Origin of the sequence: Pseudomonas alcaligenes (assembly GCF_014490745.1) — a bacterium.
Classification (GTDB): domain Bacteria; phylum Pseudomonadota; class Gammaproteobacteria; order Pseudomonadales; family Pseudomonadaceae; genus Aquipseudomonas; species Aquipseudomonas alcaligenes_C.
Genome location: NZ_LZEU01000001.1, coordinates 4,059,300 through 4,083,803 on the forward strand (window position 1 = coordinate 4,059,300; position 24,504 = coordinate 4,083,803).

The 24,504-nt window shown below is 62.1% G+C and carries 24 protein-coding genes and 3 tRNA genes; 14 read left to right on the forward strand and 13 right to left on the reverse strand.

What is annotated here, in order from left to right; all coding sequences use genetic code 11:
• Positions 1–8: 8 nt before the first annotated feature.
• From A9179_RS18540 to A9179_RS18550, 3 genes are read right to left on the reverse strand one after another with little or no spacing between them, the layout of a single operon-like run.
• Positions 9–1,559 (reverse strand): O-antigen ligase family protein, encoded by a 1,551-nt coding sequence (locus A9179_RS18540; protein ID WP_187807685.1) that lies wholly within the window; start codon positions 1,557–1,559, stop codon positions 9–11.
• Positions 1,541–3,463, reverse strand: coding sequence for a sulfatase-like hydrolase/transferase (locus A9179_RS18545; RefSeq protein WP_187807686.1), 1,923 nt, complete (start codon positions 3,461–3,463; stop codon positions 1,541–1,543). Before A9179_RS18545 ends, A9179_RS18540 begins: the two co-directional genes overlap by 19 nt.
• 33 nt (positions 3,464–3,496) lie before the next feature.
• A complete protein-coding gene (locus A9179_RS18550; protein WP_187807687.1) occupies positions 3,497–3,907 on the reverse strand; it encodes a pilin in 411 nt (136 codons plus the stop codon).
• 234 nt (positions 3,908–4,141) lie between these two features.
• Here A9179_RS18550 and pilB point away from each other — a divergent pair, with 234 nt between their 5' ends.
• From pilB to yacG, 5 genes are read left to right on the forward strand one after another with little or no spacing between them, the layout of a single operon-like run.
• A complete protein-coding gene (pilB, locus tag A9179_RS18555) occupies positions 4,142–5,845 on the forward strand; it encodes a type IV-A pilus assembly ATPase PilB (protein ID WP_187807688.1) in 1,704 nt (567 codons plus the stop codon).
• A gap of 3 nt (positions 5,846–5,848) precedes the next feature.
• The gene (locus A9179_RS18560) at positions 5,849–7,066 is read left to right on the forward strand and encodes a type II secretion system F family protein (RefSeq protein WP_187807689.1); all 1,218 of its coding nucleotides are present in this window, start codon (positions 5,849–5,851) and stop codon (positions 7,064–7,066) included.
• 2 nt (positions 7,067–7,068) lie between these two features.
• The gene (locus A9179_RS18565) at positions 7,069–7,941 is read left to right on the forward strand and encodes a prepilin peptidase (protein WP_187807690.1); all 873 of its coding nucleotides are present in this window, start codon (positions 7,069–7,071) and stop codon (positions 7,939–7,941) included.
• Entirely contained in the window at positions 7,938–8,549 is a 612-nt protein-coding gene (gene coaE, locus A9179_RS18570) for a dephospho-CoA kinase (RefSeq protein WP_187807691.1), read from the forward strand. Before A9179_RS18565 ends, coaE begins: the two co-directional genes overlap by 4 nt.
• Positions 8,546–8,740 (forward strand): DNA gyrase inhibitor YacG, encoded by a 195-nt coding sequence (gene yacG, locus A9179_RS18575; protein ID WP_187807692.1) that lies wholly within the window; start codon positions 8,546–8,548, stop codon positions 8,738–8,740. Before coaE ends, yacG begins: the two co-directional genes overlap by 4 nt.
• Positions 8,741–8,752: 12 nt before the next feature.
• Here the strand turns inward: yacG and A9179_RS18580 are convergent, their stop codons facing one another.
• The 4 genes from A9179_RS18580 to A9179_RS18595 form a co-directional block, all read right to left on the reverse strand.
• On the reverse strand, positions 8,753–8,968 hold the full coding sequence (locus tag A9179_RS18580; protein WP_187807693.1) for a hypothetical protein: 216 nt from the start codon (positions 8,966–8,968) through the stop codon (positions 8,753–8,755).
• 62 nt (positions 8,969–9,030) lie between these two features.
• Entirely contained in the window at positions 9,031–9,720 is a 690-nt protein-coding gene (locus A9179_RS18585; RefSeq protein WP_187807694.1) for an energy-coupling factor ABC transporter permease, read from the reverse strand.
• Positions 9,717–10,184: an FAD/FMN-containing dehydrogenase gene (locus A9179_RS18590; RefSeq protein ID WP_187807695.1), complete on the reverse strand. Its 468-nt coding sequence runs from the start codon at positions 10,182–10,184 to the stop codon at positions 9,717–9,719. Before A9179_RS18590 ends, A9179_RS18585 begins: the two co-directional genes overlap by 4 nt.
• Positions 10,181–10,603, reverse strand: a complete 423-nt coding sequence (locus A9179_RS18595; protein WP_187807696.1) for a GNAT family N-acetyltransferase — start codon at positions 10,601–10,603, stop codon at positions 10,181–10,183. Before A9179_RS18595 ends, A9179_RS18590 begins: the two co-directional genes overlap by 4 nt.
• A 98-nt stretch (positions 10,604–10,701) precedes the next feature.
• Here A9179_RS18595 and A9179_RS18600 point away from each other — a divergent pair, with 98 nt between their 5' ends.
• The 4 genes from A9179_RS18600 (at position 10,702) to A9179_RS18615 (ending at position 13,711) form a co-directional block, all read left to right on the forward strand.
• Positions 10,702–11,331 carry a DUF1780 domain-containing protein gene (locus A9179_RS18600; RefSeq protein ID WP_187807697.1) on the forward strand — a complete coding sequence of 210 codons (630 nt, stop codon included), beginning with the start codon at positions 10,702–10,704 and terminating at the stop codon, positions 11,329–11,331.
• An 84-nt stretch (positions 11,332–11,415) separates the two neighbouring features.
• Positions 11,416–11,589, forward strand: a complete 174-nt coding sequence (locus tag A9179_RS18605; protein WP_187807698.1) for a DUF3094 domain-containing protein — start codon at positions 11,416–11,418, stop codon at positions 11,587–11,589.
• Between the two features lie 60 nt (positions 11,590–11,649).
• Positions 11,650–12,948, forward strand: a complete 1,299-nt coding sequence (locus A9179_RS18610; RefSeq protein WP_187807699.1) for an NAD(P)/FAD-dependent oxidoreductase — start codon at positions 11,650–11,652, stop codon at positions 12,946–12,948.
• Between the two features lie 46 nt (positions 12,949–12,994).
• Positions 12,995–13,711 carry a substrate-binding periplasmic protein gene (locus tag A9179_RS18615; RefSeq protein ID WP_187807700.1) on the forward strand — a complete coding sequence of 239 codons (717 nt, stop codon included), beginning with the start codon at positions 12,995–12,997 and terminating at the stop codon, positions 13,709–13,711.
• Between the two features lie 57 nt (positions 13,712–13,768).
• Here A9179_RS18615 and A9179_RS18620 read toward each other — a convergent pair.
• The 3 genes from A9179_RS18620 to A9179_RS18630 form a co-directional block, all read right to left on the reverse strand.
• A tRNA-Lys gene (locus tag A9179_RS18620) sits at positions 13,769–13,844 on the reverse strand.
• A 5-nt stretch (positions 13,845–13,849) separates the two neighbouring features.
• Positions 13,850–13,926 (reverse strand) — tRNA-Pro (locus tag A9179_RS18625).
• Positions 13,927–13,935: 9 nt separating this feature from the next.
• Positions 13,936–14,011 (reverse strand) — tRNA-Asn (locus tag A9179_RS18630).
• 208 nt (positions 14,012–14,219) lie between these two features.
• On the opposite strand from A9179_RS18630, the gene A9179_RS18635 reads away from it, so the two are divergent.
• Both A9179_RS18635 and A9179_RS18640 read left to right on the forward strand, forming a co-directional pair.
• Entirely contained in the window at positions 14,220–16,598 is a 2,379-nt protein-coding gene (locus A9179_RS18635; RefSeq protein WP_187807701.1) for a DUF1631 domain-containing protein, read from the forward strand.
• On the forward strand, positions 16,599–16,931 hold the full coding sequence (locus A9179_RS18640) for a PilZ domain-containing protein (RefSeq protein ID WP_187807702.1): 333 nt from the start codon (positions 16,599–16,601) through the stop codon (positions 16,929–16,931).
• Between the two features lie 72 nt (positions 16,932–17,003).
• Here A9179_RS18640 and clpB read toward each other — a convergent pair whose 3' ends face one another.
• The 3 genes from clpB to rluD form a co-directional block, all read right to left on the reverse strand.
• Positions 17,004–19,568: an ATP-dependent chaperone ClpB gene (gene clpB / locus A9179_RS18645; RefSeq protein ID WP_187807703.1), complete on the reverse strand. Its 2,565-nt coding sequence runs from the start codon at positions 19,566–19,568 to the stop codon at positions 17,004–17,006.
• A 122-nt stretch (positions 19,569–19,690) separates the two neighbouring features.
• Complete coding sequence (gene pgeF, locus A9179_RS18650; RefSeq protein ID WP_187807704.1) at positions 19,691–20,419, reverse strand: peptidoglycan editing factor PgeF; 729 nt, start codon at positions 20,417–20,419, stop codon at positions 19,691–19,693.
• Positions 20,419–21,390, reverse strand: coding sequence for a 23S rRNA pseudouridine(1911/1915/1917) synthase RluD (gene rluD / locus A9179_RS18655; protein WP_187807705.1), 972 nt, complete (start codon positions 21,388–21,390; stop codon positions 20,419–20,421). The genes pgeF and rluD overlap by 1 nt, the downstream gene beginning before the upstream one ends.
• A 148-nt stretch (positions 21,391–21,538) precedes the next feature.
• On the opposite strand from rluD, the gene A9179_RS18660 reads away from it, so the two are divergent.
• The 3 genes from A9179_RS18660 (at position 21,539) to A9179_RS18670 (ending at position 24,503) form a co-directional block, all read left to right on the forward strand.
• The gene (locus tag A9179_RS18660; RefSeq protein ID WP_187807706.1) at positions 21,539–22,558 is read left to right on the forward strand and encodes an outer membrane protein assembly factor BamD; all 1,020 of its coding nucleotides are present in this window, start codon (positions 21,539–21,541) and stop codon (positions 22,556–22,558) included.
• Between the two features lie 126 nt (positions 22,559–22,684).
• A complete protein-coding gene (locus A9179_RS18665) occupies positions 22,685–22,918 on the forward strand; it encodes a PP0621 family protein (protein ID WP_187807707.1) in 234 nt (77 codons plus the stop codon).
• Positions 22,908–24,503, forward strand: a complete 1,596-nt coding sequence (locus A9179_RS18670; RefSeq protein ID WP_187807708.1) for a sensor histidine kinase — start codon at positions 22,908–22,910, stop codon at positions 24,501–24,503. Before A9179_RS18665 ends, A9179_RS18670 begins: the two co-directional genes overlap by 11 nt.
• Position 24,504 lies beyond the last annotated feature (1 nt).

A 24,504-nucleotide genomic window follows, 5' to 3' on the forward strand; every position in this document is an offset into this window, starting at 1 on the left:
GCGGTAAGCTAGCACCACACCCTATTTGAAGCAATCGTCATGTCCGCATTGTGCCACTTAGCAAGGTTGCCCACATAACCCAATGCAAAAAAGGCAGAGGGCAACCCGTGATAAAAAACCCCGTCAATCATCGATAACAGCAGAAGCGCAACAACCAGAACCAAACCAAAGCCAGCTCGCAATTGAAACTCCACGGGAGCAGAGCAGCACCTGAAGATCCCCACCACTGCCCCGCAAAACAGTGGAAGACCTAATACTACCAACCCAGTCACACCCCACTCGATCAACAACTGGAGAAAAGCATTATGTGCCTGATTGAGCAAGCTACCGTCCCAAACAGCTAAAACACCTTCGCCGCCCCAGCCAAACCAAGGACGCTGGACAATAAACCCCCACAGATAACGCCAAATATCTAGACGCCCCGTGCTCAGACCATTGAATGAGGCAGCCCCATCCGAACGCTGCAACGCAGAAACCCACCCCAACCCCGGATGCTCGACCGGGAACAACGAAGACAGCCATAAGCTAAGAAGCAACCCAACAACAACCCCCGACCAACGCCACGTCTTCTGCCTGAATCCCCCCAACAGCAGTAACGATATAACCCCAGCAAGCCCAGCCAGAAACGCGCCACGCCCCCCACTCCACAACAAAGCACTGACAACAAGCACATAAACCAGCCAGGCGAGAATCCAAAATCGACCGGGAGCAGTCAGGAAAACCCAGGCGCTAACCACAAAGCCCACACACAAGAAATATCCAAGATGACGGACATGTCTAAATAGTGGCGGATGATAAAACCAGTCATGAGATTGCGGATCATCCAAACTCAGCCAAGTCCCAACCAAGATCGACACACAAACAAGAGAAGCAAGAACCACTCCGGCCGCAACCAACGGCGCAGCCAATCGATCCTGCCGCCACCAAACATACAAGCTCCAGCCCAGAATCAAATGCCCGCAAATTTCAACGGCACGCCACCAAGACGCCAGCCCCACCCCATCTCTGATCGCTAACAGATTCGCAGCACAAAGCACAGCCACCACACCAAACCACCACCGCAACAGCAGCGAGCCAGGCAACATCGTACGACCGAAGATGGACAGCCCCACCCAAAGCACCCCGCCCTCCAGTAGCGCTATGCTCTTTTGATTGCTGGCAATATCGCTTGTATTGATTAAACCCAGCAGGAAAACAAACACAAGTACTACAGCACGAAATAACATCCCCCCACCTAGAGAGGTATAACTTAGCAGAACCAATAACCAAACAAGATGAATATACAGATAAAGAACTGCACGCTGCCCCCAAAGAGATTGGCGATCCACATGAGCCAATGCGATACCTAACAGCAATGAAAACAGCAGGAAGGCGACACCCAAAACAACCGACGAACGCTGCAAGAGAAGAAAAGGGCACAACATCACCAAGCCAGCCTGCAGAACCCCAAAAGGGGAATAACTGACAAAACCGATGGAGACCCAATAGAGACTTAGCGCCAGCAGACCAAAAACGGCAAAGGATCGCCCCCCTGCGATCCTCAATGAACGGCTTTCCATTTACTCTGGTAATTCTCTTGATAGGCTTGGATATGCGCCACATCCTCAGATGCTGGCTGCAATTGCTCGGTGGGAATCCCTCGTTTATCGAGCCGATATGCCAGATAGCGCTTACTGGCAGGCTCATACCAGGTCAAACGATCAGCACACCGCCAACCAATGTCCTTGGTCGCCAGCAATTCAGGCAAACGATCCTCTCGCAAGCGCAAACGCCCTTGCTGATCAACCTCATAGAAAGAAGCTGCCTGTTTGGCAACATCAGCCTCCCTGAGCGAACGATAATCCTGAGTAGCATCCAAGCGAATACCAGTTTCCACAATCAGACATGCCCCCACACCTGGCAATGCTGCATCGCCCCCACGAGCAAAAGCCTCCACCGCTGGACGCAAAGCCAACAGTGACACCTGCTCCGCTTCCACCCCAGAATCACCCACCGGCTCGCCCCCCCTAAACCTCAATACCCCCAATAGAATTCGGCTCTGGCGATCACTAAGAAGATTGGCGCCATGACCGTAGCTATACACATCAAAAGGCTTACCATCCCGCACAATAGATGCCTCGACCTCTCCGACAGCCTCACCATGATCAGACAACAGAATCACCAAGGCATCATCCAGAATACCTTGCTCCCGCAACCCATCAACTAGCTGAGCCACCTGACGATCCACCACAGTCAGTGCCTGTAGATACCCCCCCATAAAGGGGTTATCACGATTTATTTTTATTTGCGCATGGCGCGTTTTAAAAGGAAAGTGCGCAGATTCGAAATGCACCGCCATAAACAGAGGATCACCTGCATCGACCGAATCCAGCACTCGCTCAACGAACCCCTGGGCAGAGTAATTGGTGTATGCCGCAACATTGGTGTACGAATAGGGAAACAAATAAGCCGCCAAAGGCGTCTGCAGCAACAAATTACTTAGGGGATTATCATTAATCGCCTGCAAAGCAAAATCCAACGCACCCGCCTTCGGCCCAACAATCTGATCAAAACCAAAACTCTCATCAATATTGGCAAAGCGCCGCTCATCTATGGCGAAAACCGTGTGGTATCCCATTTCGCGCAGCGTAGTAGAGAGCAAATCCTGACGCTCGACATGCTCCATGTTACGCAGATTGAATACCGCACCATGCTCTGCCGGCGGTTTACCACTCAAGATACTGACCCAAGCCGGAAAGGTGCGACCCAATGGGGTATAGGCTCGACTATACCGTCGAGAATGCCCAATCAACTGCGTCAGCGTCGGCAATAGCTCAGGGTTTTTCTCAAAAGCATCAGCCGACAGGGAGTCAATACCAATCAGAATGACATTCCTCGCCCCCGCTCTCTGGACAACCTCTCCCGAAGCGAAAAACCAGCCTAAACCAACTAGTACAAACGTGCCCACCAAGCAAAACAAAACATGCCTGCGCAATTGTAAGACTGCCACCAGCAACGCGACAAAGAGAACAAAAAAACATCCCACCCCCCAGAAAGGATTGGCAATCGGCCAAAAAGCAACAGAGTAATTAGACTGCGGAAACAGCCAAGCATTACCAACCGCCAGCCCCAACCATGCAACGAGCAGCAGAAAAAGGCGTATAAAAAAAGCATTAAGCCCCAGCTTGTACGCAAGTCCCCCACCAACCCGAACGCAACCAAAACCAACAAATAACAAAAGAATTAATAATGCAAGCCCATTACGCAAAAGCTCTTGCCAAACCAGTGGCACCGCCAACAAATCAATAAATAAATTCTGAACCCTCCCATCCTGAACCGACAAAACAGAGTCACCAAGAAAGAACGGAAAAAAATAGAAAAAAACAAAAAGCACAAAGTAAAATGTGCCACCAACAATTCGCCTTCCCAAACCCAACACCCTCAGAAAATATTTTTTAATCCCCCAAAAAAAAGAGACCGCCATGCGGTCTCTTTTCTCTCATAACGTCAGACGTTATCAGATACGGCACTCTGCCGGTACATACTTATTGCTTGCGGCATCACTAACCGCACACGTCCAGCTAATACCAGCACTAACCTGAGCAGGGGACAGCGTAATAGTAATACCACCAGCTTTAGTGGTAGTAGTAACAGTAATCTCACCACTCGAGCAGCTCATGCTTGCAACGTTATCAGTAGCGGTAGTGATAGCGGTTACACCGTCACAGGAGTCGGTATCGATAGCATTGTTGTTAGCAATGTTCTCACCAACAGTAGCCTTGGCACCCGAAGCGACAACCACCGCCTCAGAAACACGCGCACGAATGGTGTAGTCCTGGTAGGCCGGCAGAGCGATGGCCGCCAGGATACCGATGATGGCAACTACGATCATCAGTTCGATAAGGGTAAAGCCTTTTTGCGCTTTCATAAGCATCTCCATCAAGGAAGAAATTAGTCAGGCCACTCGACCTGCAGAAGGATTAGCAGCTTGCGTGCCAACTCCAGAACAGCCCCACTGCAAGCGGATAGCGGCACAGCACCTGCACCAAACCACGCTTTTTCCGGGAGTTTGTGACACTTTGCGTCACCCCAAGCTGGAGGATTTGGCAGCCCCTTTCAACTAAGTTATAAGGCACCACTGCTCACTGATGCGTCCCCGACCATGAACGATACTGTTTCTCTCTCCGGCCTGGCTCGCCAGATGGTGTTGGCCGAACTGCTCGACGAGCGCTCGGCACAGCAAGCCCAGCAACAGGCAGCACGCAACAAGCTGTCGCTGGTGACGTACCTGGTACAGAACAAGCTGGTCAAGAGTCGAGCCCTGGCCGAACTGGCCGCCGAGCAGTTCGGTATCGCGTTCATGGATTTAAGCTCCATGGATAAGGAGAGCCAGCCGCGCGATCTGGTTAGCGAGAAGCTGATTCGCCAGCACCGCGCCCTGCCTCTTTATCGCCGCGGCAATAAACTGTATGTCGGCGTATCCGACCCGACCAATCATCAAGCCATTACCGACATCCAGTTCAGCACCGGCCTCAATACCGAGGCCATTCTGGTCGAGGACGACAGGCTCGGCGACGCTATCGAGAAGTTCTTCGACAATGCCAGCACCGGCCTTGAAGGCATGGGCGATATCGACCTGGACAGCGTCGATATTGAGTCTGTCGATGATGATAAGAAAGATGATGGCGCTGGCAGCGATGCCGATGATGCCCCCGTAGTGCGCTTCGTCAACAAGATGCTGCTGGATGCGATCAAAGGCGGCTCTTCCGACCTGCACTTTGAACCTTACGAGAAAGCCTACCGGGTGCGCTTTCGTACTGACGGCATCCTGCACGAGGTTGCGCGCCCCCCGATCCAACTGGCCCCTCGCATTTCCGCACGTCTGAAGGTAATGGCCAGCTTGGACATCTCTGAACGGCGCAAGCCTCAGGATGGCCGGATCAAGATGAAAATCTCCTCGACCAAGGCCATCGACTTCCGCGTCAACACCCTCCCCACCCTGTGGGGGGAGAAGATTGTGATGCGGATCCTCGACCCCACCAGTGCCCAGATGGGTATTGACGCCCTGGGTTATGAGGACGCACAGAAAGAACTGTACATGAATGCCCTGAAGCAACCGCAGGGCATGATCTTGGTCACCGGCCCCACTGGTTCGGGCAAAACGGTATCCCTGTATACCGGCCTGAACATCCTCAACACTGTTGATGTGAACATCTCCACCGCCGAAGACCCGGTGGAGATCAACCTGGAAGGCATCAACCAGGTTAACGTCAATCCCAGGCAAGGCATGGACTTTTCCCAGGCCCTGCGCGCCTTCCTGCGCCAGGATCCGGACATCATCATGGTCGGCGAGATCCGCGACCTGGAAACCGCAGAAATTGCCATCAAGGCCGCCCAGACCGGCCACATGGTGATGTCGACCCTGCACACCAACAGCGCCGCGGAAACCCTGACCCGCCTGCGCAACATGGGCGTCCCGGCGTTCAACATTGCCACCTCGGTCAACCTGATCATTGCCCAGCGCCTGGCGCGCAAGCTCTGCTCCAGCTGCAAGAAACCCGTTGAAGTTCCAGCCGACACACTGATCAAAGAAGGCTTCCCGGAAAGCCAGATTGGCAGCTTCAAGCTCTACGGCCCGATTGGATGCGAGAACTGCAAGGGCGGCTATAAAGGTCGAGTGGGTATTTATGAAGTAGTTAAAATCACTCCCGCCTTGCAACGGATTATCATGGAGGAAGGCAACTCCATCGAAATTGCCGAGCAGGCCCGTCGCGATGGTTTCAACGATCTGCGTACATCCGGCCTGTTCAAGGCTATGCAAGGCGTGACCAGCCTTGAGGAAATCAACCGCGTGACCAAGGACTAAACCATGGCCGAAAAAGCTATAAAAAACAGCGTATTTGCCTGGGAAGGTACAGATAAGCGCGGCACCAAAGTCAAAGGTGAGCTGTCAGGCCCGAACCCCGCCTTGGTCAAGGCACAATTGCGCAAACAGGGCATCAATCCTCTCAAAGTGCGCAAAAAAGCCGCCCCTTTGTTCGGCAAAGGAAAAAAAATCAAGCCCATGGATATCGCCCTGTTTACTAGACAGATGGCGACCATGATGAAAGCCGGTGTTCCCCTACTGAACTCCTTCGACATAATCAGCGAAGGCTTCGACAACCCCAACATGCGCAAGCTGGTGGATGACGTGAAGCAGGACGTAGCCGCCGGTAACAGCTTTGCTTCCTCCCTGCGCAAGCGCCCACTGTACTTCGATGACCTCTATTGCAACTTGGTCGATGCCGGTGAACAGTCCGGCGCGCTGGAAACCCTATTGGATCGCGTCGCCACCTATAAGGAAAAGACTGAAGCCCTCAAGGCCAAGATCAAGAAAGCAATGAACTACCCCATTGCGGTCATCGTCGTCGCCTTGATCGTATCCGCCATTTTGCTGATCAAAGTTGTGCCGCAGTTCCAGTCGGTTTTTGCCAGTTTTGGCGCGGAACTACCTGCTTTTACTCAGATGGTTATTGGTCTATCCGAACTACTCCAGAAATGGTGGCTTGCTGTACTCGTGGGGCTTTTCGGAGCAGCTTTCGCACTCAAAGAAACCCAAAAACGCTCGGAGAAATTCCGCGACTGGCTTGATCGGACAGTACTGAAAGTTCCACTTGTAGGTGACATCATCTACAAATCATCGGTTGCCCGCTTCGCGCGCACTCTGGCCACAACCTTCGCAGCTGGTGTTCCGCTGGTAGATGCACTGGACTCCGTTGCCGGAGCAACCGGCAATATCGTATTCAAGTCTGCAGTGAACAAGATCAAACAGGATGTCTCCACCGGTATGCAGCTGAACTTCTCCATGCGCACTACTGGTGTGTTCCCCAGCATGGCCCTGCAGATGACCGCTATCGGTGAAGAGTCTGGCGCCCTCGACGACATGCTCGACAAAGTTGCCACTTTTTACGAGGACGAGGTCGACAACATGGTCGACGGTCTGACTAGCCTGATGGAGCCCATGATTATGTCCGTACTGGGTGTCTTGGTTGGCGGCCTGGTTATCGCCATGTACCTGCCAATCTTCCAGCTGGGTGCCGTTGTCTAATCATGCAGGTGATCAATTTTCTGGCCGGCAATTTGCCGGCCTTTGTTTTGTGCGCAACCTTGCTTGGCCTGCTGATCGGCAGTTTTCTTAACGTCGTCATCTACCGTCTGCCGAAGATGATGCAGCGCGACTGGCAGACAGAAGCGCGCAGCATCCTCGAGCTGCCCGCCGAGCCGGCCGGGGAAACCTTCAACCTGGTGTTGCCGCACTCCTGCTGCCCGCATTGCGGCCACCAGATCAAGGCCTGGGAGAACATTCCGGTCATCAGTTATCTGGCGCTGCGTGGCAAGTGCTCAAGCTGCAAGGCTCCGATCAGCAAGCGCTACCCGCTGGTGGAACTGGCTTGCGGCCTGCTGTCCGGCTATGTCGCCTACCGCTTTGGTTTCGGCTGGCCAGCCGCTGGCATGCTGGTGCTGACCTGGGGCCTGCTGGCGATGAGCCTGATCGACTGCGACCACCAGCTGCTGCCCGACGTGCTGGTTCTGCCGCTGCTGTGGCTGGGCCTGATCGCCAATCTCTATGGCCAGTACACCAGCCTGGAAAACGCCCTGTGGGGCGCCATCGCCGGCTACCTCAGCCTGTGGTCGGTGTACTGGCTGTTCAAGCTGCTGACCGGCAAGGAAGGCATGGGCTATGGCGACTTCAAGTTGCTGGCCATGCTCGGCGCCTGGGGCGGCTGGCAGATTCTGCCGCTGACCATCCTGCTGTCGTCGCTGGTCGGCGCCGTGCTCGGGGTGATCATGCTGCGCCTGCGCAACCAGGAAACCAGCACGCCTATCCCTTTCGGCCCCTATCTGGCAATTGCTGGCTGGATTGCGCTGCTCTGGGGTGATCAAATAACCGGAACCTATCTGCACTTCGCCGGTTTTAGATGAGCACACCCTGGATTCTCGGCCTGACTGGCGGTATCGGCAGCGGCAAGAGCGCTGTCGCGCAACACTTCATCGACCTTGGCGTGCATCTGGTGGATGCCGATCACGCCGCCCGCTGGGTGGTCGAACCCGGGCGCCCGGCCCTGGCGCAGATTGCCGAGCGCTTCGGCCCGCAGGTACTGCAGGCCGATGGCAGCCTGAACCGCGCCGCCCTGCGCCAACTGATTTTCCAGGACGAACAGCAGCGGCGCTGGCTTGAAAGCCTGCTGCATCCGCTGATCGGCACGGAAATCGTCCAGTACCTGGCCAAGGCAGAATCGCCCTATGCGATCCTGGTGTCGCCGCTGCTGATCGAGTCCGGCCAGCGCCGCATGACCCAGCGCGTGCTGGTGGTGGATGCCCCGGAGCAGCTGCAACTGCAGCGCACCATCGCCCGCGACCAGAGCAACGAGGAGCAGGTGCGCGCCATTCTCAAGGCCCAGGCCAGCCGCGAAGAGCGCCTGCGCCACGCCGATGATGTACTGCACAACGACCGCGACCTGGCCTGGCTGCAGAGCGAAGTCGAACGCCTGCACCAGTTCTATCTAACCCTGCGCGGAGGCCGAGCATGAGCAGCACCGTACAATGCCCCACCTGTGGCGCCCCGGTCGAATGGGGCCCGCAAAGCCCGAACCGGCCCTTCTGCAGCGAGCGCTGCAAGCTGATCGACCTCGGCGCCTGGGCCTCCGAAGCCCACGCCATTCCCGGCGACCAGCTGGAAGACGAGCTGTTCTCGGAAGACCTGCCGCCGCGCGGCCACTGACCGAATGCGCCCTCAGGGGCGCATGAAGGTGTAATCGCGCTCGCTATCCAGATTGTCGGCAAGAAACTCCAGCTCCCGAGCCAGATCAGCCGCCCCGCGCAGCTCATTGTTCTGCTCGACCACCACGCTGAGCAAAGCCCGCAGACACATCACGGCCTCGAAGCCCTGCCCCTCGCCCCGCACCAGGCAGCCTGCCAGCTCCTGGCGCGCCCACTCGTGTACGCCCATAGATTGCCCTCCAGCATTTGCGCCAGCATGACCAAGCGCCGGCCGGCACATATTGACCGGCGTCAGCTGGGCGGCTCGTCGTCCTTCCAGGGCGCGGAGAGATAGCGGGTGCGATTGAAGGTTTCCAGCCAGTCCGGGTAGAACACCACCAAGCCGGTGACCACCATGCCGTTGATGAATGCCTCGGGAAACATCACCAGCCACAGGTAGCCGATGAAGTCGTCGAGCCATGGCGGCATCTCGTAGAGGCCGTCGAACCACAGCAGGCCCAGGCCACACAGCAGGGTCGCCAGCGCCGCCAGGCCAGCCGGAAAGAAGCCGCTGCAGAAGATATACACGAACAGGTTGCGCGGCTGGCGGCGCTCCACCTGCTGCGCGCAGACTTCGGTGATCAACACCGGGATCAGCACCAGCAGCACACCGTTGACGCCCAGCGCCTGCAGATCCTGGCGGCCCATCAGCACCAGCGCCAGTTGTGCTGCCAGCCCGCCAAGCACGGCCAACGGCCAGTCCAGCAACAGGGTAACGGCAGTCATGCCGATGAAATGGAAAGACAACCCCGAGGCGAAATCGCGCCGCACCAGCCACAGCAGGAACAGGCCGAGAATGGTGCCGAACAGCAAATGCTGGCGGCGCTGATCGCTGCACAGCTCGACCCAGGGCGCGCGCCACAGGGCCCACAGTAGCGCCAGCCCATACAGCAGCCAGCCGAGCCACAGACTGCCCGGCGCCAACAATGCGGCCGCGATCACTGCCCGGCCTGCTCCAGGGTCGCACGTAGCGCCGCCGCATCGGCGAAGCTGCGCTGCCCCTGCAGGCGCCCGTCACGCAGATCCAGCCACAGCACGCTTCCCGCCACCACGGGATAACGCGGCACCACCCGCGCCTCGCGATCGAGCAATACCCGGTAGTGGTAATCGCGCATGGCCGGTATGGCGAACAGCTTGGCAATCGGCCCAGGCATGCCACTGATATCGGCCAGGAACAGCGCATGACGCTGCTCCAGATAGCCCTCGGGCTTGTCCTGCAGAGCTGCTTTCAGCAGCTTGGCGCCGTCCATGTCACGCGCCACCAGCAGCACCTGCAGGCGTTCGTCCAGGCTGTAAGGACGATCGAACTGATCGAGCAGCGTCCAGGGCGCCAGACGCTCGCCAGGCTCAAGCGCCAGGGCCAGTCCGGACACCAGCCAGACCGCCAGAAACAAACCGATCCTCATGCCTCACTCCTCGTGGAAAACACCTGAATATCCTCGCGCCGCTCCCAGCCAGGCTGGGCCTGCCAAAAGCCCAGGGCCGCGGGCGCATCCTGCAATACAAACACGTGGGACTTGTCGATGCCCAGGCGCGCCAGGTTCGCCAGCGCCTCGGCCAGCAGGGCCCGCGCCAAACCGCGCCCACGCCAGGGCTCATCCACCACCAGATGCTGCAGATAACCGCGCCGGCCGTCATGCCCGACCAACAGGCAGCCCGCCAACTGGCTATCGATCTCGAGCACCAGGCTCAGCTGCGGATTGCGCGTCAGGTAGGCGCAGAACGGCGCATAGCCATCCTCGGCACGCAAACGGATTCCCGGTGTGCGCTGCCAGAGCGCAAGCAGGGCCGGATGATCGGCAGGCGTGGCTGGGCGAATCGACATGGCAGCTCCCGGATGGCGACAGCCGAGTGTACACCTGCCTCCCGGGCAGTTCAGCGCGGCCAACTGTCGCCGCGCCGATTTGCAGTTATGCTCCGTGCATGGACGATTCCGACTACCTGCGCCTGCTGACCCGGCAGGCCGAGCAGGCCAACGACTTCCTTTCCAATGCGCGCAAGTGGGAGCGCGAGCGCTGGGTCTGCCAGCGCCTGCTGCTCAGCCTCAACGTGCCCTTTCGCCAGGAGGAGTTCGCCAGCAGCAGCCGGGAGCCGCCGGATGTGCAGTTTCGCGAAGCCAACTTCGAAGTGTTCTTCGTCCTCGACGAGGGCCGCCGCCTGAATGACGAGTGGCGCGTCGAACTGGAACGGCGCCGCAGCGCCCTCTCACTCAGCCAACTGCTGCGCCGCGAACGGCGCCCGCGGCGCATCCCCGCCACCGAGCTGCAAGCGCGCCTGGCGCCCACCCTGCGCAAGAAGGCGCACAACTACCGCGAGCGTGGCATCGACCTCGGCGAGCTGGATCTGCTGGCCTTCGCCAGCCTCAAGCACAACCTGCCGGATTTCAACACGCCCTTCCCGCCCCCGGGCGAATACCTGCGCCAGGGCTGGCGCTCGCTATCGCTAGTCGGCCCGACCTACTGCCGCGTGTTGTTCGCCCATGCCGACGCCCCGGACTTCCTGCGCAACAACCTCGGCCGCACCGTGCTGTTCGATGCCGGCATCAGCCTATGAGCCGGCCCGCACGACGCTGCGAGACAGATTGAGCGGGCGCGAGCGCCCCAGCTAGAATGCCCCCATCCACCTGAGAGGCCTGCCATGACCAGTCGCCTGAGCCCGGAAGATCAGCAACGTGTCGATCAGTATTTAAGTGCCCCGCAGCACCAGGTCGAGCGTCAACCCTTCCGACCCTGGCGCCTGTTGCTGCTGACCATCGGTACGGTCATCGCCCTCGGCATCCTCAGCCGCCTGCTTGCCCGCCTGGTGCTATGAGCTGCTTCGCGCTCGCCCAGGCCGGCCCACCCGGATTCCACAAGCCTATGAGATATCCCCATGACCCATCGTATCGTGATCGTCGGCGGCGGCGCCGGCGGCCTGGAGCTTGCTACCCGCCTGGGTAGAACCCTGGGCAAACGCAGCCAGGCCCAGGTTGTCCTGGTCGACGCCAACCTCACCCATATCTGGAAACCGCTGCTGCACGAAGTAGCCTCCGGTTCGCTGAACTCCTCCGAGGACGAGCTGAACTACGTGGCCCAGGGCAAGTGGAACCACTTCGAGTTCCAGCTCGGGCGCATGAGCGGGCTGGATCGCGCGCGGCGCAGCATCCGCCTGGCCGCCACTCTGGACGAGGACGGCGGCGAGCTACTGCCCGAGCGCGAGCTGGGCTACGACAGCCTGGTACTGGCGGTCGGCAGCACCACCAATGATTTCGGCACCCCCGGCGCCGGCGAACACTGCATCTTCCTCGACACCCGCGAGCAGGCCGAACGCTTCCACCGCCAACTGCTCAACCACTACCTGCGTGCCCATGCCGGACGCCTGGACGACAACCACATCAGCGTGGCCATCGTCGGTGCCGGCGCCACCGGTGTCGAGCTGGCCGCCGAGCTGCACCATGCTGCCCACGAGCTGGCCGCCTATGGCCTCGATGGCATTCAGCCGCAGAACATGCGTATCACCCTGGTCGAAGCCGGCCCGCGCGTGCTGCCGGCATTGCCGGAACGCATCAGCCAGCCGGTACACCAGACTCTGGAAAGACTCGGCGTCACCGTGCTCACCGGCACGGCCGTCAGCGAGGTCAGCGCCGATGCCCTGCGCACCGCCCAGGGCATGGAGATCCCGGCCAGTCTCAAGGTCTGGGCCGCCGGCATCCGCGCCCCGGCCGTGTTGCGCGAACTGGACGGCCTGGAGTGCAACCGGATCAACCAGCTGCTGGTACGCCCGACCCTGCAGACCACCCTGGACGACAACATCTTCGCCTTCGGTGACTGCGCCGCCTGCCCCATCGGCGACGGCAGCGAGCGCAATGTGCCGCCACGCGCCCAGGCCGCCCATCAGCAGGCCTCGCTGCTGGCCAAGTCGCTCAAGCTACGCCTGAGCGGCCAGCCGCTGCCGAGCTTCGCCTACCGCGACTACGGCTCGCTGATCTCGCTGTCACGCTTCTCCGCCGTCGGCAACCTGATGGGCAACCTGATGGGCAGCGTCAAACTGGAGGGCTGGCTGGCACGGATGTTCTACATCTCGCTGTACCGCATGCACCAGATGGCGCTGTACGGCACTGTGCGCACCGCCCTGCTGATGCTCAGCGACCGCATCGGCCGCAGCACCGAGCCGCGCCTCAAGCTGCACTGAGGCAGCACCTATACTGCGCATGGAGCCCACCCACCCGGGAGCGCCCATGCGCAGCCTGCTCGCCCTGCTCTGCCTGGCGGCCGCTCTGCCGCTTCGCGCCGAGCCGCTGACCGTCTACTACATCGAGAAGCCGCCCTACTACCACACGGAAAAGGGCCAGCCGACCGGTTTTCTCCTCGAACGCACCCGCGCCATCTTCAGCCAGGCCGCAATAGCCGTGCACTTCGAGGCGCGCCCGGCCAAGCGCATCCTCCTCGAGCTCGAACAGGGACAGGCCGCCGCCTGCTCCACCGGCTGGTTCAAGACCCCGCAACGCGAAGCCTTCGCTCGCTTCAGCCGCGCCATCTACCGCGACGAACCGATGACCATCCTGACTCGCGCCACTCTGCAACAGCAGCTGAGCAGCTACTCCAGCCTTGCCGACCTGCTCGCCAGCCCGCTGCGCCTGGGCGTGGTGGACGGTTTTTCCTACGGCGAACTGGATGCCCTGCTGGCCCGCGGCAACCCCAGCCGGGTCACCGCACCGCCTTCGCAGAACGTACGCATGCTGGCTGCCGAGCGCATCGACTACACCCTGGTCGACGAACGCGAGCTGCCCTACATCCTCGCCGAGGCCGACCTCAACAATGCCCGCCTCAGCAGCCTGAAGATGCCGGACATCCCGCCCGGCCAGCGGCGCTACCTGATGTGCAGCAAGGCAGTCGGCGATGAGGTAATGAAAGCGCTGGATCGCAGCATCCAGCGCCTCGGCCTGGAGCCCTGAAAAACCCGGACGACAAAAAGCACGAAGCCCGCACAAGGCGGGCTTCGTTTTTCTATATGGTGGGTCGTGTAGGATTCGAACCTACGACCAATTGGTTAAAAGCCAACTGCTCTACCAACTGAGCTAACGACCCTGAAATGGTCGGGGTAGGGGGATTCGAACTCCCGACATCTTGCTCCCAAAGCAAGCGCGCTACCGGACTGCGCTATACCCCGATTGGAATTTGGCTCCGCGACCTGGACTCGAACCAGGGACCCAATGATTAACAGTCATTTGCTCTACCGACTGAGCTATCGCGGAACTTCGTCATTCCAGCTCCAACACTGTAGCGGCTATGCCGTTTCCCGTATCAGAGGCGCGCCATTTTACGTACCAAAACGTTGCTGTCAACCCTTTAAAAGACTTATCCAACAATGCTTTGCCGAAAAATAACCGACTATTCTATCTTTGCGGCATGATCTCCATTTCAGCGTCCCCGAGCGGGCCGCCGTTTCATCCAGGATGACCCATGAGTTCCCAGGACGCTCCGCCTCCTTCTTCCAGACCCACCCCCGGTCTGGCCAGCCGCGGCATCCAGCCTCGCTTCAGCGAACTGGTGCAGGACTGCCGCAAGCTGGTGATGAACAACCTGGCCGAGCACCTCGGCGGGGTGTTCGGCCAGGTCGACGATACGCTCTTCGAATGCGCGGAGAAGGCCGAGAACAATCGACTTCAGACCCTGTTTTTCGACAGCATGCGCGATATCCGCAAGCTGCGCCCGCAGCTTGAGCGCAGCTACCACCAGAGCATCGCGCAGAATTTCTCCGACTTCCTCGAAGGCAAGCTCAAGCCAACCCCGGACACTGCCGCGCTGGATGCCGAGCAACTGGAGCTGGTGCAGAACGAGGAATATGAAGAAAGCCTGCAGGTCACCAACATGGTCAGCCGGGTACGCGCCCACAGCGCCCGCGGCCTGTTTGCCCTGGAGCAGCGCCTGGCCCTGCTCAACAACGGGCACAAGCTCGGCGAGGACAGCAACCCGTTCGGCCCCCAGGCCATCGCCGATGCCTTCCGCGCCGCGCTTACCCCGCACCCGCTGCCGCTGCGGATCAAGGTCATCCTCTACATGCTGTTCGACCGGCATGTCATGGAAGGCCTCGACTCGCTCTACGAGATGCTCAACCAGCGGCTGATCGCCGCCGGCATCCTGCCCAACCTCAAGTTTACCCCGCAACGCGGCGCCAGCAGCCCGAGCAGCAGCGGCGCAACCAGCCCGCCTGCCGAGCCGGCCGCCACCGCAACCACAAGCCCGGGCAATGCCAGCGAGCGATCGGCTCCAGCCGGCCAGCCGGGCTCCGCCGCCGCGGGCGCTACAGGTTCGGCCATGCCGCTCGACCTCGCGGCGCCGCCATCGGCCGATCCGGTACAGCTGTTCGGCGGCCTTACCGCGCTGCTCAGCGAACGCCGCGAACGCGACCTCGACGCCCCGCTGCCCGGCGGCGCGCGCAGCATCGCCAGTTTCGCCCCGCGCACCGCCACCAGCACCTACAGCGCCAGCGAACTGCTCGACGCTCTCAACCGCCTGCAGCAACAGTCGGCCAACAGCCTCAGCCAGCGCCTGCACCACCCGCAGCCGGTGGAAGAGCTCAAGGTAGGCCTGCAGCAGCAACTGGAAGCCCACAGCGCCCTGCCCGGCCAGCAGAAGCTGTCCGACCAGGAAGCCGACGTGATCGACCTGGTCGGCATGCTGTTCGACTTCATCCTCGACGACGACAATCTGCCGGACGCCTGCAAGACCGCCCTCTCCCATCTGCACACGCCCTATCTGAAGGTGGCGCTGCAGGACAAGGCGCTGTTCACCCAGCACCACCATCCGGCCCGCCGCCTGCTCAACACCATGGCCCAGGCCGGCGTGCTGTACGGCGGCGAAGGCGACGAACGCGGCCTGCTGGCGAAGATGCAGTGGGTGGTCGAGCGGGTCATCCACGGCTTCGTCGGCGACCTACAGCTGTTCGACAGCCTGCTGGAAGAGTTCAACGAGTTCGTCGCCACCCTCAAGCACAAGGTCGAACTGCGCGAACGCCGCGCGGTGGAAGCGGCCAAGGGCCGCGACAAGCTGCTCGGTGCCCGCCAGCTGGCTGTCGAAGTGATCACCAAGGCCGTACAGGAGCGCGAGCTGCCGGCGATCATCCGCAACTTCCTCGAACTGACCTGGGCCGACGTGCTGGTGTTCGTCCTGCTCCGTCACGGCGAGCGCAGCCCGGAATGGCAGCGCGCCGGCGAGGTCGCCGAGCTGCTGGCCTGGAGCGGCACCCCACTCGACGCCGACGGCCGCACGCGCCTGCAGAGCCAGCGCGTGGCCCTGCTCGACGAGCTGCGCAAGGGCCTGGAGCTGCTCGGCGGCTACCACGAGGACGGCGTGCGCCGCCTGCTGCAGGACATAGTCGCCTGCCAGCATGCCGTGCAGGCCCAGCAGCCGCAGATCGCCGCACAGATCAAGACCCAGCTGCCGGACAGCCCGCTGGGCGCCATGCTCGGCGAAGACGCGGTATTGGCCGAACCGGTCAAGCCCAGCGGCAACCTGTCGCCGCGCGCCCAGAGCCTGATGAAGGAACTGCAGCAGGTCGAATTCGGCACCTGGTTCGAGTTCGTCCAGGGCAAGGAAACCCGCAGCCTCAAGCTGTCCTGGTTCAGCCCCACCACCCACAACTACATGTTCGTCGACCACAGCGGGCAGCGCGTGGCGATCAAACCGATCCGCCAGCTGGCCAGCGAAATGGAGCAGGGCCTGGCGCGCATCGTGCCACCCGAGCGCAGCTCGCCTCTGGTCGATCGCGCCCTCGGCGCCATCTACCGCGTCCTGCAACGTTTTACCGGACGCGCCACTGAAGTCGGACAAGGAGCCTGAATGGACGATCGTCGCCAGCACAACCGGCACACCACCGCGCTGCACATCGAAGTCTTCGACCTGCATTCCGGACGCCGTCTCGGGCGCATCGTCGATCTCTCCGCCGACGGCTTCATGCTGTTCAGCGAGACCGAGGTGGAAAGCGACTCGGTATGGGAATGCCGCCTGACCCTGGAGCCGCCCGTGGAGGGCATCCACGAGATCCGCCTGGGCGCCGACTGCCTGTGGAGCCGCCCTGGCGCCAACAACCAGAACGGCTGGAGCGGTTTCCACATCATCGACCTGGCCGACGAGCAGGCCAGCGCCCTGGAGCTGGTACTGCAGCACATCTGAGCGCCATCCCCAGCCACAACAAAAACGCCCCGTCCGGGTTACCCGGGCGGGGCGTTTGCATAAGCGCTAGGCTCAGGCGAACACCAGCTCCTCGCCCTCGACCCGCGCGCGGATCTGCGCGCCCGGCAGGAACTGCCCGGCCAGGATCTGCTGGGCCAGCGGGTTCTCGATCCAGCGCTGAATCGCCCGCTTCAGCGGCCGTGCGCCATACACTGGGTCGTAACCGACGGCGATCAGCTTGTCCAACGCCTCGCTCGACAGCTCCAGGTGCAGCTCGCGCTCGGCCAGGCGTTTACGCAGGCGCTGCAGCTGGATCTCGGCGATGCCGGCGATCTGCTCGCGGCCCAGCGGATCGAACACCACCACCTCGTCGATGCGGTTGATGAACTCCGGACGGAAATGGCTGCCCACCGCATCCATCACCGCCGCGCGTTGCGCCTCCGGATCGCCGACCAGCTCCTGGATCTGCGCCGAGCCGAGGTTGGAGGTCATCACCACCACGGTATTACGGAAGTCCACGGTGCGTCCGTGGCTGTCGGTCAGGCGACCATCCTCAAGCACCTGCAGGAGGATGTTGAACACATCCGGATGGGCCTTCTCCACCTCGTCGAGCAGCACCACCGCATAGGGTTTGCGGCGTACCGCCTCGGTCAGGTAACCGCCCTCCTCGTAACCGACATAGCCGGGCGGCGCGCCGATCAGTCGGGCCACCGAGTGTTTTTCCATGAACTCGGACATGTCGATGCGCACCAGCGCCTCCTCGGTATCGAAGAGGAACTCGGCCAGCGCCTTGCACAGTTCGGTCTTGCCCACCCCGGTAGGGCCGAGGAAGAGGAAGGAACCACTGGGCCGATTGGGGTCGGCCAGGCCGGCGCGGGAACGCCGCACCGCGTTGGCTACTGCCACCACGGCCTCGTTCTGGCCAATTACCCGCTGGTGCAGCAGGCCTTCCATCTTCAGCAGCTTGTCGCGCTCGCCCTCAAGCATCTTGGCCACCGGAATGCCAGTCCACTTGGACACCACTTCAGCGATTTCCTCGTCGGTGACCTTGTTGCGCAGCAGCTGGTTCTCCGCCTTGCCGTGCTGATCGACCATCTGCAGGCTGCGCTCCAGATCCGGGATCACCCCGTACTGCAGCTCGGCCATGCGCTGCAGGTCGGATTTGCGCCGCGCCGCCTCGAGATCGGCCTTGGCCTGCTCGATCTTCTGCTGAATCTGCGCCGAGCCTTGCACCTCGGCCTTCTCCGACTTCCAGATTTCCTCCAGGTCGGCGTACTCCAGCTCCAGCTTGGCAATGTCTTCCTTGAGCTTCTCCAGGCGCTTGAGGGCGGCGTCGTCGTCCTCCTTCTTCAGCGCCTCACGCTCGATCTTCAGCTGGATCAGGCGCCGCTCCAGGCGATCCAGGGCTTCCGGCTTGGAGTCGATCTCCATGCGGATGCGACTGGCCGCCTCGTCGATCAGGTCGATGGCCTTGTCCGGCAGCTGGCGGTCGGTGATGTAGCGATGGCTGAGCTTGGCCGCGGCGATGATCGCGCCGTCGGTGATGGTCACCCCGTGGTGCACCTCGTAGCGTTCCTTGAGGCCACGCAGGATGGCGATGGTGTCTTCCTCGCTCGGCTCGTCCACCAGCACCTTCTGGAAGCGCCGCTCTAGGGCCGCGTCCTTCTCGATGTACTGGCGGTACTCGTCCAGGGTGGTGGCGCCGACGCAGTGCAGCTCGCCGCGGGCCAGAGCCGGCTTGAGCATGTTGCCGGCGTCCATCGCGCCCTCGGCCTTGCCGGCGCCGACCATGGTGTGCAGCTCGTCGATGAACAGGATGATGCGCCCTTCCTGCTTGCCCAGCTCGTTGAGCACCGCCTTCAGGCGCTCCTCGAACTCGCCGCGAAACTTGGCGCCGGCGATCAGCGAGCCCATGTCGAGGGACAGCAGGCGCTTGTCCTTCAGCCCGTCCGGCACCTCGCCGTTGACGATGCGCTGGGCCAGGCCTTCGGCGATGGCGGTCTTGCCGACACCGGGTTCGCCGATCAGCACCGGGTTGTTCTTGGTACGCCGCTGCAGCACCTGGATGGTACGGCGGATCTCGTCGTCGCGGCCGATCACCGGGTCGAGCTTGCCTTCTTCGGCGCGCGCAGTGAGGTCGACGCAGTACTTGTCCAGCGCCTGGCGCGCTTCCTCGACGTTCGGGTCATTCACCGCCTGGCCGCCGCGCAGGTTGGCCACGGCATTTTCCAGGGCTTTCTTGGTCACGCCCTGGGCCAGCAGCAGTTTGCCCAGGCGGGTGCTGTCATCCATCGCGGCAAGCAGCACCAGCTCGCTGGAAATGAACTGGTCGCCCTTCTGCTGGGCCAGACGGTCGGCCTGGTTGAGCAGGCGCGCCAGATCCTGGGACAGGTTGACGTCGCCGGTAGGGTTCTGGATTTTCGCCAGGTGGTCGAGTTCCTTGGTCAGCGCCTGGCGCAAGGCGTTGACGTCGAAGCCGACCTGCATCAGCAGCGGCTTGATCGAGCCGCCCTGCTGGTCGAGCAGGGCCTGCATCAGGTGCAGCGGCTCGATGGCCGGATGGTCGAGGCCGACGGCCACGGACTGGGCGTCGGAAAGGGCAAGCTGCAGCTTGCTGGTCAAACGGTCGATTCGCATGGATTGTCCTTCCTTCACTAGATCGGGCCGGAGCGCTGAACTGCTCGCAACGAAAAAGCCCTGAGTTGAAGACTAGATGAGGACAGTTTGCCGCGATTCAAGCGTCGCGCTGTTGATCGGCGTCAGTCGGCCAGCCAGACCAGCGAAGCAAAGCGCCCGGTACGCACGGCACGGCGGTAGGAAAAGAAGCGCGGATCGCTGACCGTACACCAGCCGCCGCCCGACACGGCAGTGACGCCGCGGGCCGCCAGACGGATGCGCGCCAGGGCATAGATATCGGCCATGAACTTGCCGGGATTGATGCTCGGCTGGAACGCTGCCGCGCTCTCGGCATGGCTGGCGATAAAGGCCTCGCACACTTCGGGGCCGACCTCGAAGGCCGTCGGGCCGATGGCCGGGCCGAGCCATACCAGCACCTGTTCGGGCGGCAGGGCCAGGGCATCCAGGGTTGCCTCCAGCACGCCGCCGGCCAGCCCGCGCCAGCCGGCATGGGCAGCCGCCACGCGGCTGCCGGCACGATCGCAGAACAGCGCCGGCAGGCAGTCGGCAGTGAGTACCGCGCTGGCGATACCCGGCGTGGCGCTCCAGCTGGCATCGGCCTCGGCCACCTGCGCCGGATCGGCCTCGACCACTGCCGTGCCATGTACCTGGCGCAGCCAGGCCGGCTGGCAGTGCAGTTGCGCGGTCAGTTGCTGGCGATTGGCGGTCACCGCCGCCAGCTCATCCTCGACATGGTCGCCGAGGTTGAGGCTGTCGAACGGCGCCAGGCTGACGCCGCCAGCGCGGGTGGTGACACAGGCACGCACTTTGGCCGGGGCCGGCCAATCGGGAATCAGCCAGTCAGCGCTCATCAGACGAAGGATTCGTTGTCCTGGCGCAGCAGCGAGAGCATCCACACCAGGTCATCCGGCAGTGGCGACTCCCACTTCATGCGCTGCCCGGTGGCCGGATGGGTCAGCTCGAGGAAGCGCGCATGCAGGGCCTGGCGCGGGAACTCCTTGAGCGTCTGCACCAGGGTCTGGCTGGCCGCCGGCGGGATGCGGAAGCGCCCGGCGTACAGCGGGTCACCGATCAGCGGGTAGCCGACATGGGTCATGTGCACGCGGATCTGGTGGGTACGCCCGGTTTCCAGCTTGACCCGTACATGGGTGTGCGAGCGGAAGCGTTCCAGCACCCGGTAGTGGGTAACGGCCGGCTTGCCGCCGTCGATCACTGCCATGCGCTGGCGGTTGGCCGAGCTGCGGCCGATCGGCGCGTCGATCTTGCCACCAGCGGTGATCACGCCGATACAGATACATTCATAGATGCGGCTGACCGTGCGTTTCTGCAGCTGGTCGACCAGCTTGGTCTGCGCCTGCAGGGTCTTGGCCACCACCATCAGGCCGGTGGTGTCCTTGTCCAGGCGATGGACGATGCCGGCGCGCGGCACGTTGACGATGTCCGGCACGTGGTGCAGCAAGGCATTGAGCAGGGTGCCGTCGGCATGCCCGGCGGCCGGATGCACCACCAGCCCGGCTGGCTTGTCGATCACCAGCAGGTGCTCGTCCTCGTAGACGATGTTCAGCGGTATGTCCTGCGCCACCCATTCGCCCTGGGCTTCCTGCTCGGCCTCGAGAGCCAGCACGGCGCCACTGTGAACGATGTCGCGCGGGCGCAGCACGGCACCGTCGACGGTCAGGCGGCCGTCCTTGATCCAGGCGGACAGGCGCGAACGCGAGTACTCGTCGAACAGCTGGGCGGCGACCTGGTCGAGGCGCTGGCCACCGAGGTCGGACGGTACTTCGGCGGTGAGTTGGATGAGCTGATCGGAGTCTTCGGACATGGGCTGCTGCGGAGGGCGGTGCAGCTTTTGGTTTCGGCTGCACGCTGTGGTTAAATACGGCGTCTTTGTCCCGGGTATTTCCGGGGCGCCCATCATAACAGGACGGTTCAGGCCGAGACAGCCGGCCGTCACAGGGACGCAAGCCGCCATGCAAGTGAAACACCTGCTGCTGATCGCCATCATCGCCCTCACTGCCGCCTGCTCTTCCGACAAACCGGAGGTGGACGAGAACCTGAGCGAGAGCGAGCTGTACCAGCAGGCCCAGGACGATCTCGACAACAGCAGCTACAACAATGCCGTAGCCAAGCTGAAGGCTCTGGAATCGCGCTATCCCTTCGGCCGTTACGCCGAGCAGGCCCAGCTCGAGCTGATCTACGCCTATTACAAGAACGTCGAGCCGGAAGCGGCAAAATCCGCGGCCGAGCGTTTCATCCGCCTGCACCCGCAGCATGCCAACGTCGACTACGCCTACTACCTGAAGGGCCTGGCCTCCTTCGACCAGGATCGCGGCCTGCTGGCGCGCTTCCTGCCGCTGGACATGACCAAGCGCGACCCGGGCGCGGCCCGCGACTCGTTCAACGAATTCGCCCAGCTCACCAGCCGCTACCCGAACAGCCGCTACGCCCCGGACGCCAAGGCGCGCATGATCTACCTGCGCAACCTGTTGGCCGCCTACGAGATCCACGTCGCCCACTACTACCTGACCCGCCAGGCCTATGTCGCCGCCGCCAACCGCGGCCGCTACGTGGTGGAAAACTTCCAGGAAACCCCCGCCGTCGGTGATGGCCTGGCAGTGATGACCGAGGCCTACCAGCGCCTGGAAATGAACGACCTGGCCGCCACCAGCCTGGAAACCCTCAAGCTCAACTACCCGGATCACCCGAGCCTGGTCGACGGCAACTTCGTGCCGCAGGAAGAGGAGTCGGACAACCGCTCCTGGCTGGCCAAGGCCACCCTCGGTCTGATCGAATCCGATGCACCGCTGCCGCCGGGCGAAACCCGCGCCAGCCAGGACGTGATCAAGCAATACGAAGACGCCCAGGAAGAGATCCCGGAAGACCTGCTCCCGGAAAACCAGGACGCCGCCAAGGAAGAACAGCAGGAAGCCGAAGGCAATGCCGACGACCGCTCCTGGTTCAGCTACATGACCTTCGGCGTGTTCGACTGAGCACGACGCAGGCACACAAAGGGAGGCTTCGGCCTCCCTTTTTCATGCCCGTACGGCGCGCTTAACTGCTGCGCCCGGCCCGCGACCTTGGCTACACTGCTCGCCTGCCAACAAGAAGAACCCGCCATGTTTCGTCTGCTGTTCTGGATTGCCCTGATCACTGCCGCCATCTGGTTCTGGCGCCGCCTCAAGCGCCCCGCGGCCACCGCGCAAACCCGCCACGAAGCCGCGGCAGCCCCCATGGTGCGTTGCGCTCACTGTGGCGTGCACGTACCGCAGCAGCAGGCACTGGCCGCCGGCAACCTGTGGTACTGCAGCCAGCCGCACCTGCAGCAAGGGCCGAATCGCGGTGAACGCTGATGCCCTGAGCCTGGAGGGCATCCACGGCCGCCGGGTGCTGCGCCTCTACCATCTGTATCGAGTCATCATCGGCCTGGCCTTGGTGCTGCTGATCTCCAGCAACCTGGACGACGATCTGCTGCAGCTGGCCCACGAGCCGCTGTTCCGCTACGGCAGCTGGTTGTACCTGAGCTTCAACGTGCTGGTCGCCGTGCTGATGCAGCGTCCGCGCCACCTGCTGCAGACCTTCAGCCTGGCCCTGTTCGACGTGCTGCTGCTGTCGGCCCTGTTCTACGCCGCCGGCGGCGTGTCCAGCGGCCTGGGCAACCTGCTGATCGTCGCGGTGGCCATCGCCAACATCCTCCTGCGCGGGCGCATCGGTCTGCTGATTGCGGCAGTCGCCGCCAGCGGCATGATCTACCTGACCTTCTACCTCAGCCTCAGCCGCCCCGCGGCGGCTGCCCAGTATGTGCAGGCCGGCGCCCTCGGCGCCCTGTGCTTTGCCGCGGCGATCTTCCTCCAGGGGCTTAGTCGGCGCCTGCAGCTCAGCGAAAGCCTGGCCGAGCAGCGCGCCGTCGACGTGGCCAGCCTGGAGGCGCTCAACGCCCTGATCCTGCAGCGCATGCGCACCGGCATCCTGGTGCTGGACAAGCACAATCGCGTGCTGCTGGCCAACCAGGGCGCGCTGACCCTGCTCAACCGCAACGAGCTGACCGGCAAGGTACTCGACCCGCACTGCCCGGAGCTGGTCAAGCGCCTGCAGCAGTGGCAGCACAACCCGACCCTGCGCCCGCAGAGCCTGCAGGTGGTGGCCGACGGGCCGCTGCTGCAGCCGAGCTTCATCGCCCTGCAGCGCGGCGAGGAACTGCACAGCCTGGTGTTCCTCGAGGACATCTCGCAGATCACCCAGCAGGCCCAGCAGCTCAAGCTCGCCTCCCTCGGCCGCCTGACCGCTGGCATCGCCCACGAGATCCGTAACCCGCTCGGCGCCATCAGCCATGCCGCCCAGCTGCTGCAGGAGTCGGAGGAACTGGAAGGCCCGGATCGGCGCCTGGCACAGATCATCCAGGATCACTCGCGGCGGATGAACCTGGTGATCGAGAACGTCCTGCAGCTGTCGCGGCGGCGCCAGGCCGAGCCCCAGCTGCTCGACCTGAAATACTGGCTGCACCGCTTCGCCAGCGAATTCCGCAGCTCGATCGCCACCCTCGACCAGAGCCTGCACCTGGAAGCCATCGGCAGCGGCCTGCAGACTCGCATGGATCCGCACCAGCTGACCCAGGTACTGACCAACCTGGTGCAGAACGGCCTTCGCTACAGTGCGCAGAGGCACCAGCTCGGCCAGGTCTGGCTCAAGCTGTTCCGTGATGCGGACAGCGACCTGCCGGTACTGGAGGTGCTCGACGACGGCCCCGGCGTGCCGCCGGAGCAAGTGCAGCACATCTTCGAGCCGTTCTACACCACCGACAACAAAGGCACCGGCCTGGGCCTGTATATTTCCCGCGAGCTGTGCGAAAGCAACCAGGCGCGCCTCGACTACAAACCGCGCGATGGCGGCGGCAGCTGCTTTCGCATCACCTTCGCCCATCCACGCAAACTGAGCTGAA

Bases quoted from the DNA above. Each gene is read 5' to 3' on its own strand.
- A9179_RS18540 (WP_187807685.1), bottom strand. From the start codon at position 1,559: ATGGAAAGCCGTTCATTGAGGATCGCAGGGGGGCGATCCTTTGCCGTT.
- A9179_RS18545 (WP_187807686.1), bottom strand. From the start codon at position 3,463: ATGGCGGTCTCTTTTTTTTGGGGGATTAAAAAATATTTTCTGAGGGTG.
- A9179_RS18550 (WP_187807687.1), bottom strand. From the start codon at position 3,907: ATGAAAGCGCAAAAAGGCTTTACCCTTATCGAACTGATGATCGTAGTT.
- pilB (WP_187807688.1), top strand. From the start codon at position 4,142: ATGAACGATACTGTTTCTCTCTCCGGCCTGGCTCGCCAGATGGTGTTG.
- A9179_RS18560 (WP_187807689.1), top strand. From the start codon at position 5,849: ATGGCCGAAAAAGCTATAAAAAACAGCGTATTTGCCTGGGAAGGTACA.
- A9179_RS18565 (WP_187807690.1), top strand. From the start codon at position 7,069: ATGCAGGTGATCAATTTTCTGGCCGGCAATTTGCCGGCCTTTGTTTTG.
- coaE (WP_187807691.1), top strand. From the start codon at position 7,938: ATGAGCACACCCTGGATTCTCGGCCTGACTGGCGGTATCGGCAGCGGC.
- yacG (WP_187807692.1), top strand. From the start codon at position 8,546: ATGAGCAGCACCGTACAATGCCCCACCTGTGGCGCCCCGGTCGAATGG.
- A9179_RS18580 (WP_187807693.1), bottom strand. From the start codon at position 8,968: ATGGGCGTACACGAGTGGGCGCGCCAGGAGCTGGCAGGCTGCCTGGTG.
- A9179_RS18590 (WP_187807695.1), bottom strand. From the start codon at position 10,184: ATGAGGATCGGTTTGTTTCTGGCGGTCTGGCTGGTGTCCGGACTGGCC.
- A9179_RS18595 (WP_187807696.1), bottom strand. From the start codon at position 10,603: ATGTCGATTCGCCCAGCCACGCCTGCCGATCATCCGGCCCTGCTTGCG.
- A9179_RS18600 (WP_187807697.1), top strand. From the start codon at position 10,702: ATGGACGATTCCGACTACCTGCGCCTGCTGACCCGGCAGGCCGAGCAG.
- A9179_RS18605 (WP_187807698.1), top strand. From the start codon at position 11,416: ATGACCAGTCGCCTGAGCCCGGAAGATCAGCAACGTGTCGATCAGTAT.
- A9179_RS18610 (WP_187807699.1), top strand. From the start codon at position 11,650: ATGACCCATCGTATCGTGATCGTCGGCGGCGGCGCCGGCGGCCTGGAG.
- A9179_RS18615 (WP_187807700.1), top strand. From the start codon at position 12,995: ATGCGCAGCCTGCTCGCCCTGCTCTGCCTGGCGGCCGCTCTGCCGCTT.
- A9179_RS18635 (WP_187807701.1), top strand. From the start codon at position 14,220: ATGAGTTCCCAGGACGCTCCGCCTCCTTCTTCCAGACCCACCCCCGGT.
- A9179_RS18640 (WP_187807702.1), top strand. From the start codon at position 16,599: ATGGACGATCGTCGCCAGCACAACCGGCACACCACCGCGCTGCACATC.
- clpB (WP_187807703.1), bottom strand. From the start codon at position 19,568: ATGCGAATCGACCGTTTGACCAGCAAGCTGCAGCTTGCCCTTTCCGAC.
- pgeF (WP_187807704.1), bottom strand. From the start codon at position 20,419: ATGAGCGCTGACTGGCTGATTCCCGATTGGCCGGCCCCGGCCAAAGTG.
- rluD (WP_187807705.1), bottom strand. From the start codon at position 21,390: ATGTCCGAAGACTCCGATCAGCTCATCCAACTCACCGCCGAAGTACCG.
- A9179_RS18660 (WP_187807706.1), top strand. From the start codon at position 21,539: ATGCAAGTGAAACACCTGCTGCTGATCGCCATCATCGCCCTCACTGCC.
- A9179_RS18665 (WP_187807707.1), top strand. From the start codon at position 22,685: ATGTTTCGTCTGCTGTTCTGGATTGCCCTGATCACTGCCGCCATCTGG.